Below are 14,456 nucleotides of genomic sequence, written 5' to 3'. Positions count from 1 at the left end.
CGGGGCACCGGCCGTCACAGCGCACTCGTCATCGCGTCACCCGCGCCTCGCCGCCTTCTCCCGGAGCAGCCCGCCCAGGGCGGCCGCTGTCGGATGGGCGAAGAAATCGGCGATCCCCAGCCGCGCGCCCGTTGTCTCCCGCAGCCGTTCGCGGAGTCTCACCAGCAGCATGGAGTGGCCGCCGAGGTCGAAGAAGCTGTCGTCGGGCCCCACCTCCCGCAGCTCCAGCAGCTCCGCGAACACCGCGCAGACCGCGGTCTCCTCGGGCCCCTCGGGGGCACGCCCCGCACGGCGCTCCTCCTCCCGGGGGGCGGGCAGCGCGCTCCGGTCGAGCTTGCCGTGGCCGGTCAGCGGCAGTTCGGCCAGCTCCACGAAGGCGGCCGGCACCATGTAGTCCGGCAGCATGCGGCTCACATGCGAGCGCAGCGCCGCGATGTCCGGGGCGGCGCCCTCGGCCGGGACACAGTACGCCACGATCCTCCTGCCGATCGTGCCGTCCTCGCGGACGACCACCGCGGCCCGGGCGACGGAGGGCGCCGAGGAGAGCGCGGCGGTGATCTCACCGAGCTCGACGCGGAAGCCCCGGATCTTGACCTGCTCGTCGGTGCGGCCGAGGTAGTCGATCGCGCCGTCGGGCATCCAGCGCACCAGATCGCCGGTGCGGTACATCCGGGTGCCCGCCGGACCGAACGGGTCGGCGACGAACCGCTCGGCGGTCAGTCCGCGCCGGTCGAGATAGCCGCGGGCCAGGCCCGCGCCGGCCAGGTACAGCTCGCCGATGACACCCGCGGGGACGGGGCGCAGCGTGCCGTCCAGCACATACGCCCGGGTGTTCGCGGTGGGCCGGCCGACGAGCGGGCGCTCGCTGTCCGACACCCGGGCGGCGAGCGCGTCGACGGTCGCCTCGGTGGGGCCGTACAGGTTGTACGCGGCGGTGCCCTCCAGCCCGCGGAGCCGGTGCCACATGGGGGAGGGCACGGCCTCGCCGCCCACGCCCCACGCCAGCAGCGGGGACCGGCCGTCCTTCACCAGCCCGGCGCCCGCGAGCTGCATCGCATGCGAAGGGGTGACCTCGATGAAGTCGATCTCCTGGCGCTCGATGAAGGAGACGAGCAGCGACGGGTCTCGCAGCGTCTCCTCGGTGACGATGTGGAGCGCGTGGCCGTCGAGCATCCACAGCTGGGGCTGCCAGGAGGCGTCGAAGGCGAACGACCAGCCGTGCGCCACGCGCAGGGCCCGCCCGCCGGCCGCCGAGACCGTGGGGCGGTAGAGCAGTTCGCGGTGGCTGTGGAAGAGGTTGGCGATGCTGCGGTGCTCCACCACCACGCCCTTGGGCAGACCGGTGGAGCCAGAGGTGTAGATCACATACGCCGGATGTCCGGGCAGCGGACGGGGCAGCGGGGCCGCCTCCGGGCCGGGGGAGCGGCCGAGCCGTTCCAGCACCTCCGGCGAGTCGAGCAGCAGCGGGCGCGGACCGTCCTCGCCCGCGGCCGGGGCCAGTGCGGCGGTGGTGAGAAGAAGACGCGGCCGGGAGTCGCCGAGGATGTGCTCGACGCGTCCGGCCGGGTAGCCGGGGTCGATCGGCACATACGCGGCGCCGGCCCGCATCACCGCGAGGAGCGCGACGACGGTGTCGGCGCGGCGTGGCAGCAGCAGCGCCACGAACTCCCCCGGTCCGGCGCCGTTCTCCGCGAGCAGCCGGGCCAGCCGTTCGCTGCGGGAGTCCAGTTCGGCGAAGGTGTACGAGACATCACCGCAGACGAGCGCGGTCGCCTCCGGGGTCTCGCGCACCTGCCGCTCGAACAGCTCGGTGAGCGTGCCGTGTTCGTTCTCGACGACGTCACCCCTCCAGTCGACGAGGATCCGGTGGTGTTCGTCGGCGGAGAGCAGGTCCAGCGCGCCGAGTCTCCGGTCGGGCTCCGCCGTGACGGCCTGGAGCAGCCGGATCAGCCGGGTGGCGATGTTGGTGACGGTCGCCCGGTCGAACAGGTCGGTGCTGTACTCGATGCCGAGAGTCATCCCGTCCCGGCCGTGTTCCTCCACCACTTCGAAGGCCAGGTCGAACTTGGCGGTGCCCATCGCCACCGGCTCCTGACGGACCTCGCACCCGCCCAGCGCCAGATCGAGCGCGGGCCGGTTCTGGTGGCTGAGCATGATCTGGAACAGCGGGTGCCGGGCCATGGAGCGGGCCGGATTGAGCAGCTCGACCAGCCGCTCGAAGGGAATGTCCTGGTGGGCGTAGGCGGCCAGGTCGGTCTCGCGGACCCGGGCGACAAGCGTCCGGAAGGAGGGGTCGCCGGAGGTGTCCGTGCGCAGGACCAGGGTGTTGGCGAAGAAGCCCACGACCTCGTCCACGGCGTCGTCGGTACGGCCCGCGATCGGAGTGCCGATGGGGATGTCCGTCCCCGCGCCGAGACGGTTGAGCAGCGCGCCGAGCGCGGCATGCAGAACCATGAACACACTCGCGTCGCAGCGCCGGGCCAGGGCCCGTACCGCCCGGTGCAGGCCGGCCGGTATCTCCAGCTCGACACAGTCGCCGCGCAGGCTGGGAACGGCGGGTCGGGGCCGGTCGGTGGGGAGTGTCAGCTCTTCCGGCAGACCACCGAGGGCCTCGCGCCAGAACTCCGCCTGGGTGTGCAGCACTCCCCGCGGATCACCGGCGTCGCCCAGCAGTTCCCGCTGCCAGATCGCGTGGTCGGCGTACTGCACCGGCAGCGGGGACCAGGCCGGCGCGGTACCGCCCAGACGAGCGGCGTAGGCGCCGGCCAGGTCGCGCAGCAGGGGCAGCGCCGACCAGCCGTCGGCCGCGATGTGGTGGAGCACCAGCAGCAGGACGTGCTCGTCGTCGCCGACCCGGAACAGCTCGGCGGCGAAGGGCCGCTCCTCGTCGATGCGGAACGGCCGGGCCGCCGCCTCGGCCAGCCGGTCGGCGAGCCCGGACTCGGCGACGGGTGTCACGGGCAGCGCGGGGCGGGCCGAAGCCGGGTCCAGGATCACCTGGCGCGGGGAGCCGCCCTCGTCGGGCAGCACGGTGCGCAGCGCCTCGTGCCGGTCGGTGAGGTCGCCCAGCGCCGACTCCAGCGCGCCGTGGTCCAGTTCGCCCGAGAGCCGGGCCGCGAACGCCATGTTGTAGGCGGAGTTGGGACCCTCCAGCCGGTGGAGGAACCACATACGGGCCTGCGCGAACGACAGCGGCAGCGGATCGGGCCGCTCTCCCGCGCGCAGCACCGGACGGTCCGCCGAGTCGCCGAGCCGGCCGGCCAGCGCGGCGACGGTGGGACTGTCGAAGACGGTGCGCAGGGCCAGTTCGGCGCCGAGTACGGTACGCACCCGGCCGGCCAGCCTCGTGGCGAGCAGTGAGTGACCGCCCAGCGCGAAGAAGTCGTCGTCGATGCCGACCTGCGGCAGGCCGAGAACCTCGCCGAACAGATCGCACAGGATCTCCTCCGACGGGGTGCGCGGGCGCCTGCCCGGACCCGCGGGCGGGAGACCGGGAGCGGGCAGGGCGCCGCGGTCCAGCTTGCCGCTGGGCGACAGCGGCAGGCTCTCCAGGACCACGAACACGCCGGGGACGAGGTGGGGCGGCAGCACGGCGGCCAGATGGGAGCGGAGCGCGGCGGGGTCGGCCGGCTCACCGCACACATAGGCGACGAGCGTCGCGTCCCCCGGACCGGCGGCGTCCCGGCGGGCCACCACGGCCGCCTCGCGCACGCCCGGATGACTCAGCAGGGCCGCCTCGATCTCGCCGGGTTCGATGCGGAAGCCCCGGATCTTGACCTGCCCGTCGGTACGGCCCAGATACTCGACAACCCCGCCTCCGGTGCGCCGGGCCAGGTCGCCGGTGCGGTACATCCTGCTCCCCGGCGGGCCGAACGGGTCGGCCACGAACCGCTCGGCCGTCAGTCCCGCCCGCTTGAGATAGCCGTCCGCGAGCTGGACGCCCGCGAGATGGAGCTCGCCGGGCACCCCGGCGGGCACCGGGCGCAGCGCCGAGTCGAGGACGTACAGCGCGGTGTTCCAGACGGGCGACCCGATCGGGACCGGGCCGGCCGCCCCCGCGCCGGGCGGGCAGGGCCAGGCCGTGACGTCGACGGACGCCTCGGTGGGACCGTACAGATTGTGCAGCTCGACCTCGCCGCCGAGCCGTTCGTGGAAGGAGGTGACCAGTTCGGGGCCCAGGGCCTCGCCGCTGCACAGCACACGGGTCAGCCCGGTGCAGTGCGCGGCCCCCGGTTCCTGGAGGAAGGCGCGCAGCATCGAGGGGACGAAGTGCGCGGTGGTGATCCCCTCGTCCCGGATGAGGCGGGCGAGATGGCGGGGGTCCCGGTGTCCGCCGGGCCGGGCGACGACGAGCGTGGCGCCGGTGATCAGCGGCCAGAAGAACTCCCAGACCGAGACGTCGAAGCTGGACGGCGTCTTCTGGAGCACACGGTCGGCGGAGGTGAGTCCGTAGGCGTCCTGCATCCACAGCAGCCGGTTGACGATGCCCCGGTGCGGAACGACGACCCCCTTGGGCCGGCCGGTGGAGCCCGAGGTGTAGATGACGTACGCCGGGTGGCCGGGGCTCACATCGGCCTGCCGCGCACCGGAGGCGGGGGGCAGCCCGGCGGCCTCCGCCCCGTCGAGGGTGAGCACCGGAGCCCGCCCGCCGGCGGGCAGCGGCAGGGCGGAGAGCGTCGCCGTGTCGGTGAGCAGCGCGGCGGGGGCCGCGTCCGCCAGCATCAGGGCCAGCCGGCCGGCCGGATAGCCCGGATCCAGCGGCAGATAGGCGGCGCCCGCCCGCAGCACCGCCCGCAGCGCCACCACGAGATCGAGGGACCGGGGCAGTGCCACGGCCACCACCGACCCCGGCCCCGCGCCCCGGCCGCCCAGCCAGTCCGCCAGGCGCCCGGCACGCTCCTCCAGCTCCGCGTACGAGAGGGTCTCGCCCTCGAAGACCACGGCGGTGGCGTCGGGGGTACGCGCGCTCTGCTCCGCGAGCAGGGCGCCGAGGGTGGTGTCGGGCACCGGGCGGGCGGTGTCCCAGGTGGTGAGCGCCGTGACCTCGGAACCGCCGAGCAGGTCGAGCCGGCCCAGCGGGGTGCCGGGCGCGCAGGCGAAGGCGGTGCAGGCCCGGCGCAGCCGCTCGCCGACCCGCCGGACCTCGTCCTCGGACAGCAGGTCGGGGCGGTAACCGAGTTCCAGCCGGAGCTCGGCTCCCGGCAGCACGGTCAGGGCCAGCGGGTAGTGGACGCCCTCCGAGCCGTCCGCCCCGGTGAGCCGCAGACCGGGGGCGAGCTCGGCGAGTGAGCCGGGGTCGAAGGGATAGTTCTCGACGACCGCGAGGGTGTCGAACAGATCCCCGCCGCCCGCCAGGCGCTGGATGTCGGCGAGCCCCAGATGCTGGTGCGCCACCAGCGCGGACTGCTCCTCCTGGAGCCGGGCCAGGGCGTCGGCGAAGGTCTCCGACGGCGGCAGCGTCACCCGTACCGGCACGGTGTTGACGAACACACCGACCATGGACTCCACGCCGTGCAGTTCGGCCGGCCGGCCGGAGACGGTCGTGCCGAACACGACGTCGTCCCGGCCCAGGCTCCCGGCCAGGGCCAGCGCCCAGGCGCCCTGGGCGACCGTGCCCAGGGTCAGGCCGTGCGCACGGGCCGTGGCGGTGAGCGCGGCGGTGGTGCCCGCGTCGAGTTCGACGACGACCCGCCGGGGCCGCTCGCGGACCGCCGGGTCCGCGCCCGGGGCGATCAGGGTGGGGGAGCCCCGGCCGGCCAGGGCGGTGCGCCAGGCGGCCTCGGCGGCCGGTCCGTCCTGCGCCGCCAGCCACTCCGGATAGCGGCGCGGGGAGGCCACGGGCGGCAGCGCGCGGCCGTCCCCGGCCTCGTACAGCGCGAACAGATCCTTCACCAGGATCGGCTGGGACCAGCCGTCCAGGACGATGTGATGCACCGTCATGACCAGCTGGTGCCGGTCGGCCGCGAGGCGCAGCAGCGCGAAGCGGACCAGCGGCGGGCGGCCGAGGTCGAAGCGCCGCTCGCCGTCGAGCGCGATGAGCCGGCGGGCCTCGGCCCGCCGCTTCTCCGCGGACAGGTGCCCGAGATCGGTGTACGACCACGGCACCACCGCCCGGCGCGGTATCAGACAGGCGGCCCGCCCCTGCCTGTTGCGGCGGAAGGCGGCCCGCAGCGCGGGGTGACGGTCCAGCAGGGCCTGCGCCGCGGTGTGCAGCCGGCCCTCGTCCAGCGGGCCGCTCAGCGTGAGCGAGAGCTGCCCCGCGTACACGTCGTGGCCCTCCCCGTCCAGCTCGGCACGGAAGAGCAGCCCCTCCTGCAGGGGCGTCAGCGGGAGGATGTCCTCAAGTTCGGACCGGGCACTCACGACAGGTTCCAATCGGATTCGAAGTCGTCGATCTCGTCCTGGCTCAGGGGAATCAGGGAGAGGTCGGATGGGGTCCAGCCGCCGGCGCCGGGATCGTCCGCCTGCGCCGCCAGCACGGACAGATGGGCCAGCCAGCTGTCGGTGAGGGCCGTGATCTCGCTCTCGGCGAGGGCTTCGCCCGCCCAGGTCCAGGTGGCGTGCAGTACGGCGCCGGCCGGTTCGGCGGCGACATGCGCGTCGATCTCCAGGGCGTGCGCCAGCGGCAGCGCGGGATCGGTGTGGTGGAAGAGACCGCCGTCGCCGGTCACCGGCTCCCACGGGGCGCCGCTTTCGGCCCCGCCGAAGCGGCCCAGGTAGTTGAAGCCGATCTCCGGGACGGGCAGCGCAGCCAGCCCCTCCTCGGTCGCCGGGTTGAGATGACGCAGTGCGCCGAACCCCAGACCGCCGTCCGTGACGGCCCGGAGCTGCTCCTTCACCGCCTTGAGCGCTCTGCCGGCTCCGGCCGCCGCCGTGTCCGCCGGGCCGGCGTCCAGCCGGACCGGGCGCACGGTGGTGAACCAGCCGACGGTGCGGCCCAGATCGGCGCCCTCGACCGCGGACTCCTCGCGGCCGTGCCCTTCCAGCTGCACGGACACCGCCGTGTCCGCACCGGCGCCCCGCGCGGCGCGGCGCCGCTCGGCGACGGCCAGCGCCAGCGCGGTGAGCAGCACATCCTCGGTGTTGGCGTGGAAGGCGGCGGGCACCCGGGTGAGCAGGGCGGCGGTGCGCTCCGGGTCGAGGGAGACGGTACGGCGCCGGGCGGTGGCCGTCGTGTCCCGCGCCGGGTCCAGGGCGCGGCCCGCGAGGGTCCCGGACCCGGCGCGCAGCGCGTCGGCCCAGTGCCCGGCCCGGTCCAGCGTCGTCTCCTCGCGGGCGTAGCCGTGCAGGGACCGGGCCCAGGTGCGCAGGGACGTGCCCCGCCCGGTGGCCCCCGGGTGCTCACCGCGCCAGGCGGCGGCCAGATCGGCGCAGAGGATGCGCCAGGAGACACCGTCGACGACGAGATGGTGGATGACCAGGATCAGACGTCCGCCGGCCGTGTCGTCCGCACCCGGCCGCCACACCGCCTGCACCATCACCCCGGCGTCCGGCCGGAGCCGCGCGGCCGCGCCGGCGGCCTCCTCGGCGGGACCGGCCGCCGCCGTCCGCAGCACATCCGCGGCGCTCACCGCACCGGCGGGCGGAATGTCCAGCGCCCAGCGGCCCCCGGCCGTGCGGGTCAGCCGGGCACGCAGCGCCGGGTGACGGTCCAGGACGCTCTGCACCACCCCGGTCAGCCGCTCCCGCGTCAGCCCGGCCGGCGTGACCAGGGTCATCCCCTGGCTGTAGCCGTCGATCGGCGCCGCGGGGGTCCGCGACTCGGACAGCTCCCGCAGCCACGCCATGATCGGCGTCTCGGGAACCAGCCCGGTGCCCTCGTCGGACGCCCGGGGCGCGGTGTTCCTCACCGGCTGTGCCACCGCGGCCAGGGCCGCCGGGGTCTGATGGCGGAAGACCTCACGGGGACCGAGCGTCCAGCCCGCCGCGCGGGCCCGGCCGACGAGTTGCAGCGAGATGATGCTGTCGCCGCCCAGTTCGAAGAAATTGCTGTCGGCATCTGCCCCGGGCTGTCCGAGCAGTGCCGCGAACAGGTCGCAGAACAGCCGCTCGGCCTCATTGGCGGGCGCCCGGCCGGTGCCCTGGACGGGCAGTTCCGGCACCGGCAGCGCCGCCCGGTCCACCTTGCGGTTGGACGACTGCGGCAGGGCCTCCATCACCACCCACAGCGAGGGCACCATGTGGTCCGGCAGCAGCGCGGACGCATGCGCCCGCCACCGGTCGGGATCGGCCGGATGCCCCGGTTCCGGTACGACGTAGGCCACCAGCCGGCGGGATCCGGGCAGGTCGTCACGGGCGATGACCGCGACCTCGGCGACCCCCTCGTGCCGGCCGAGCACACCTTCGATCTCGCCGGGCTCGATACGGAAGCCCCGGATCTTCACCTGGTCGTCGGCGCGCCCCAGGCACTCCAGCTCGCCCCCCGCCGTCCAGCGGGCCAGATCACCGGTCCGGTACATCCGGACCCCGGCGGGACCGAACGGGGACGCGACGAACCGCTCGGCGGTCAGCGCGGGCCGGTTCAGATAGCCCCGGGCGACGCCGCCGCCCGCCAGATGGAGCTCCCCGGTGACGCCCGGCGGCACCGGCCGCAGCCGGCCGTCCAGAACGAAGGCGGTCGTCCCCGCCAGCGGCCGGCCGATGAGGGGTGCCCCCTCGCCGGTCACCTCGGCGACCACGGAGTCCACCGTGCACTCGGTGGGCCCGTAGAAGTTGTACGCGGTCAGACCGGGGTCGCGGCCCAGCTCCCGCCAGAGACTGTCCGGCATGGCATCCGCACCGGGTCCGAGCAGCACCGGACGGTGCCGGCCCCCGGACAGGAGCCCGTGCTTCATCAGCTGCTGCAAGTGGGACGGGGTCAGATCGAGATAGTCGATCCGCTCCTCGGCGACATACGCGGCGGCCGCCTCGGCGTCCGGATAGGTCAGCTCGTCCAGGACGTGCAGTTCGTGCCCGCCGGCCATCAGCACCATCGGGTCGAGAGCGGCGTCGAACGCGAAGGAGGCGATGTGGCCCACCCGCAGCCGGCGCCCGCCCGCTGCGGCGACCTCGGCCGGGAACCGGGTGGAGGTGTGGGCCGCGTACAGATGGGAGAGGTTGGCATGGCTCACCACCACGCCCTTGGGCCGACCGGTGGAGCCGGAGGTGTAGATGACATACGCCGCGCTGTCGCCCGCGACCTCGGCGGAGGGCGGCGCGGTGCCCTCGGGCGCCTCGTCGTCGATGAACACCGTCGCCGTCCCCGCCCGGCCCGGCAGCGATCCGGCCCCCTCACGCGTGGTGAGCAGGCACACCGGCCCGGCGTCGTCCAGGGTCTGCGCGAGCCGGTCCGCCGGGTGGGCGAGGTCCAGCGGCAGGAACGCCGCGCCCGAGCGCAGCACTCCCAGCAGCGCGGCCGGCATGAGGTGCCGGGGCAGGGCCAGCGCGACGAGCCTGTCCGGACCCGCGCCGCGGGCTGCCAGCAGCCGGGCGATCCGGGTCACCTCGGCGTCGAGCTCCGCGTAGGTCGTCCGCCGCAGCGGGCCGCCCGCGGCGCGGGTCACCAGGGCGACCTCGTCCGGGACACGGGTGGCCCGCCGGGCGAACTCGATGTGCAGGGCCCTCGCCGCGGGCGCGGGCACCGGCGCGGCCACCAGCAGCCCGCGCTCGGCCGCCGTGAGCACATCATGGGCGTCGATGGGCAGATCGGGGCGGGCGACGGCGGCGGTGAGCAGGGCGACCAGCCGGCCGGTGAGGGCGTCGACGGTGCCGCGGTCGAAGAGATCGGCGCTGTACTCGGCGAAGCCGCCGACCGCGCCGGGCCCGTCGTCCGGATCGAAGTTCTCGATGAACGTCAGGCTCAGGTCGAATGTCGCCGTGTTGGTCGCGACCACGTGCGGACGGGTGCGCAGACCCTCGATGGGCAGCTGCGACGCGGTGCCGCTCTGGTGCACCACCATCACCTGGAACAGCGGGTGACGGGCGGTGGAGCGCGGCGGGTTGAGGATCTCCACCAGCCGTTCGAAGGGCAGGTCCTGGTGCTCGTAGGCGTCCAGATTGCTTTGGCGGACCCGGCGCAGCAGTGCCGCGAAGGAGGGTGAGCCGGAGACGTCCGTGCGCAGGACCAGGGTGTTGACGAAGAAGCCGACCAGGCCCTCCAGGGATTTGTCACCCCGGCCCGCGACCGGGGTGCCCAGCGGAATGTCCTCGCCGGCGCCGAGCCTGGTGAACAGAGCCGCGACGGCGGCCTGATAGACCATGAACGGGGTGACCCCCGCCCGCACGGCCAGTTCCCGCACGGCCTCCGCCAGCGCCGCGTCCACGGTGAAACGGGTGAGGCCACCGGCGTGGGTGGACTCCGCGGGCCGGGGCCGGTCGGTGGGGAGCCGCAGCTCGTCCGGGGCCCCCTCCAGCGCGGTCCGCCAGAAGGCCGCCTGCCGTGCGGCGGGGCTCCCCGGGTCGTTCTCGGAGCCCAGCAGCTCGCGCTGCCAGAGGGCGAAGTCCGCGTACTGCACGGGCAGCGGGGCCCAGTCCGGCGCGACGCCGGCCAGCCGGGCCCGGTAGGCACCGGCCAGGTCGCCGACGAGCACCTGAAGGGACCGGCCGTCACCGGCGATGTGGTGCAGCAGCAGAAGCAGTACGTGCTCGTCGCGGCCGAGCCGGAACAGCACCGCGCGCAGCGGCGCTTCCCGGGCGAGGGCGAACACATGAGCCGAAGCGGCCGACAGCTCGGCCTCCAGCGCCTCATGGGCGATGTCACGGACCTCGAGACCCGGTCCCTCGCCGATCGGCAGCGGCTGCTGGCGAGGGGTGCCGTCCCGCTCGGTGAACACGGTGCGCAGGATGTCGTGCCGGGCGACGACGTCGCGCAGGGCCGTGTCGAGGACGGCGGCGTCCAGCGCCCCCTCCACGCGCAGGGCGAGCGGGATGTTGTAGGCGGCGCCGGTGCCCTCCAGCCGGTCCAGCACCCACAGGCGCCGCTGGGCGAAGGAGAGGGCGGCCGGTTCGTCCGTGCCGCGCGGAGCGAGCGCGGGCAGCACCGGTGACGCCTCGGCCCCGGCCAGGAGGCGGGCCAGCGCGGCGGGTGTCGGCCCGTCGAACAGGGCCCGCAGGGTGGGGCGCACGCCGAACTCCGCGTCGATGCGGGAGAGCAGCCGGGCGGCGAGCATCGAGTGGCCGCCCAGATCGAAGAAGCCGTCGTCGGGACCGGCCCCGGGCAGCTTGAGAACGCCGGCGAACAGCTCGCACAGCCGGGCTTCCAGAGCGCTCGCTGGCGCGCGTCCGGAAGCGGCCCGGAGGACCGGCGCGGGAAGGGCCCGGCGGTCCAGCTTGCCATTGCCGGTGAGCGGCAGTCTCTCCAGTGCCACGATCGCGGCGGGCACCATGTGGCCGGGCAGCACCCCGGCCAGGCCGGCGCGCAGCCGCCCGGTGTCGGGCGCCGTGCCGGGCTCCGCGCCGGTGACATAGGCGACCAGCCGGATGTCGCCGGGGGTGTCCTCGCGGGCGATGACGGCGGCCTGCCCGACCGCCGCGTCGGCGCGCAGCGCCTGCTCGATCTCGCCCGGCTCCACCCGGAAGCCGCGGATCTTGACCTGGTGGTCGACCCGGCCGAGGTATTCGAGTACGCCGTCGGGCGTCCAGCGGGCCAGATCGCCGGTGCGGTACATCCGGGTACCGGCCGGCCCGTGGGGGTCGGCGACGAAGCGCTCCGAGGTCAGGCCGGCCCGGCCCGAATAGCCGCGCGCCAGGCCGTCGCCGGCCACGTACAGCTCACCGGGGGTGCCCGGCGGCACCAGCCGCAGCCGCTCGTCCAGCAGCCGTACGGATGTGTTGTGCACGGGCCTGCCGACGGGAACGACCGGGCGCGGATGGTCCGGCCGGCATGCCCACAGGGTGGCGTCGACGGTGGTCTCGGTGGGCCCGTAGGAGTTGAACATGCGGGTGGTGGCCGACCAGCGGCGCATCAGCTCCGGGGGGCATGCCTCGCCGGCCACGATCAGCGTGACACCGTCCGGCAGCGCGTGTTCGTCCGGCAGGGTCGCCAGCACTCCCGGCGGGAGGGTGAGATGGGTGATGGCGTGCCGGGCGCAGAAGTCGGCCAGCGGCGGTCCGAGCCGGCACTCGGACGGCGCGATCACCAGCGTCGCGCCGCTGAGGAGACCCATGGTCCACTCCCACACCGAGGTGTCGAAGCTCATCGACGCGAATTGCAGAACCCGGCTCTCCGGTCCGGCGCTCAGCTCACCGGTCATGGTGGAGACCAGGCCCGGGATGCCCGCATGTGTGACCACCACGCCCTTCGGGCGTCCGGTGGAGCCGGAGGTGTGGATCAGATAGGCGGCTCCCCGCGGCGTGGCCGGGCAGCGTGCCGGCACCGCACCGAGTGCGGCCGGCCGGCCGGTGTCGTCCAGGCGCAGCAGGGGGACGTCCCCGTCGGGCAGTCGCGGGGCGGTGGCGATGTCGGTGACCAGCAGGGTGGGCCGGGCGTCGTCCAGCATCAGGGCGATGCGGCCGGCGGGGTATTCGGGGTCCACCGGCAGATAGGCCGCGCCGGCCTTCAGCACGGCCAGGGCGGCGATCAGGAAGTCACCCGAGCGCGGCAGCGCCACGGCCACCACCTGCTCGATGCCGATGCCCAGCCCGGTGAGTTCCCCGGCCAGCTCGTCCGAACGGCGGTCCAGTTCCGCGTAGGTGAGTGTGTGCCGCCGCGGACGGGCGGATTCCCCGGTCTCCCAGATCAGCGCGTCCGCGTCCGGGGTGCTCCGGGCCCGGGCCCGGAAGAGCTCGGGAATCGTCTCCCCGGCCAGTTCGCGGCGGTCGGTGCCCCAGGTGTCGAGAACCAGCTCACGCTCGTCGTCGTCGAGCAGGCCGATGTCCTCCAGGGGCGTGTCGAGCCGGTCGAGGACCGAGTCCAGGAGGGTCTCGAAGCGGCGGATCAGCCGGTCGACCGTGGCCTCGGTGTAGAGGTCCGGGCGGAAGGTGATGTCCAGGCCGAGCGGGCCGGACGGGTCCAGGACGGCGGCCACGGCGAGGTCGAAGGCGGCGGCGCCGTTGTCCACCGCCCGCTCGGTGATCCGCACGCCGGGCAGGTCGAAACCCTCCCAGACATCGCTGCGCAGCGAGAACATCACATCGAAGTAGACCTGGTGTCCCGCGGTGCGCTCCGGGCGCAGTTCCTGTACGAGCGTGTCGAAGGGCACCCTCTCGTGCGCGTACGAGGTGAGGCAGACCTCCTTCACCTGCGCGAGGAAGGCGCGGAAGGTCATGCCGGGCGCGGTGCGCGTCCGCAGTGCGAGGGTGTTGCCGAAATTCCCGACCAGGGCGTCGGCGCCGGGGTCCATGCGGTGCACTGCGGGTGATCCGACGATCAGGTCGGGCACCTGGCCGACGCGGTGGAGCAGAGCGCTGAATCCCGCCAGCAGCGCCATGAAGGGGGTGACGCCCTCGGCACGGCACACGGCCCGGAGGCGTTCGCGCAGCTCGGCGGGCAGGGTGCGGGTGATCCGTCCGCCGGTCTCGGCGCGCTCGGCGGAGCGGGGGAAGTCGGTGGGCAGGGGCAGCGGCGCGGGCGGATCGGCGAGTTGACGGCGCCAGTGGTCGAGGTCGGCGTCCGACCACGGGCGGTGCCGGTGTTCATGGGCTGCGAGATCGGCGTACTGCACCCGGAGCGGGGGCAGTTCATGTCCGCCGTACGCGGCGCGCAGCTCGGTCAGGAGGACCCGCCAGCTCGCGTCGTCCCAGGCGATGTGGTGCGCGACGAGCAGCAGTACATGCTCGTCGGCCGCCAGGCGGAGCAACTCCAGCCGGATCGGCGGTTCCCGGGTCAGGTCGAAGGGGCGGCTCGTGAGCCGGTGGGCGGCCCGGTCGACCGCCTGCTCGCTGTCGCGTCCGGCCGGTTCGCCCGGCTCGGACACGGTGAGGCAGAACTCACCCGCGGGCAGCACCGTCTGGTGCGGATCGCCGTCGGCGCCGTCGCCGGGCCGGTAGACCGTTCGCAGGATGTCGTGCCGTTCGATCACCCGGCGCAACGCGTGCTCCAGGTCCGGCACCGATATGTTTCCGGTCATCCGGGCACCCACACTGATGTGGTAGGCGGTTCCCTCCGGCTCCAGTTGACGCAGCAGCCACATGCGTCGCTGGGCGGCTGACAGCGGTGCGGGTCCCGTCACCCGGACGACGGGGGCGGCGGTCCCGGCGGTCGCGCCGGACCGGGAAATGCCCCGCTCGGCCCGCAGGCGGCGCAGCAACTCCTTTTTCCGCGCGGCCAGTTCGCCGCCGCTGTCGATGCTCACACCGGACAAGGAAGAATCACGTCCCCTCGAAGCCACACAGGTCGAGGGAACATTAACTTAGGCTAACCTAATCTGGCTATTTCGAGCCATCGGGCTCCGGTGCGCAGGGGAAGTGAGCGGTGACCTGGTCCGTTTGAGGGAATTGGGCCTTGATCCCTCCCCTGTCAAGGCGAGCATTTGTGCTGT

The 14,456-nt window shown here is 74.2% G+C and carries 2 protein-coding genes; both read right to left on the bottom strand.

Annotation, left to right across the window (positions count from 1 at the left end):
• Positions 1 to 36: 36 nt before the first annotated feature.
• Positions 37 to 6,363: an amino acid adenylation domain-containing protein gene (locus AAFN69_RS28360; RefSeq protein WP_347731697.1), complete on the bottom strand. Its 6,327-nt coding sequence runs from the start codon at positions 6,361 to 6,363 to the stop codon at positions 37 to 39.
• Positions 6,360 to 14,270 (bottom strand): amino acid adenylation domain-containing protein, encoded by a 7,911-nt coding sequence (locus AAFN69_RS28355; RefSeq protein ID WP_347731696.1) that lies wholly within the window; start codon positions 14,268 to 14,270, stop codon positions 6,360 to 6,362. Before AAFN69_RS28355 ends, AAFN69_RS28360 begins: the two co-directional genes overlap by 4 nt.
• Positions 14,271 to 14,456 lie beyond the last annotated feature (186 nt).

Origin of the sequence: Streptomyces sp. CAU 1734 (assembly GCF_039888735.1) — a bacterium.
Classification (GTDB): domain Bacteria; phylum Actinomycetota; class Actinomycetes; order Streptomycetales; family Streptomycetaceae; genus Streptomyces.
The sequence above is the reverse complement of the archived record's forward strand: the minus strand, read 5'-3'. Positions and strand labels throughout refer to the sequence as shown.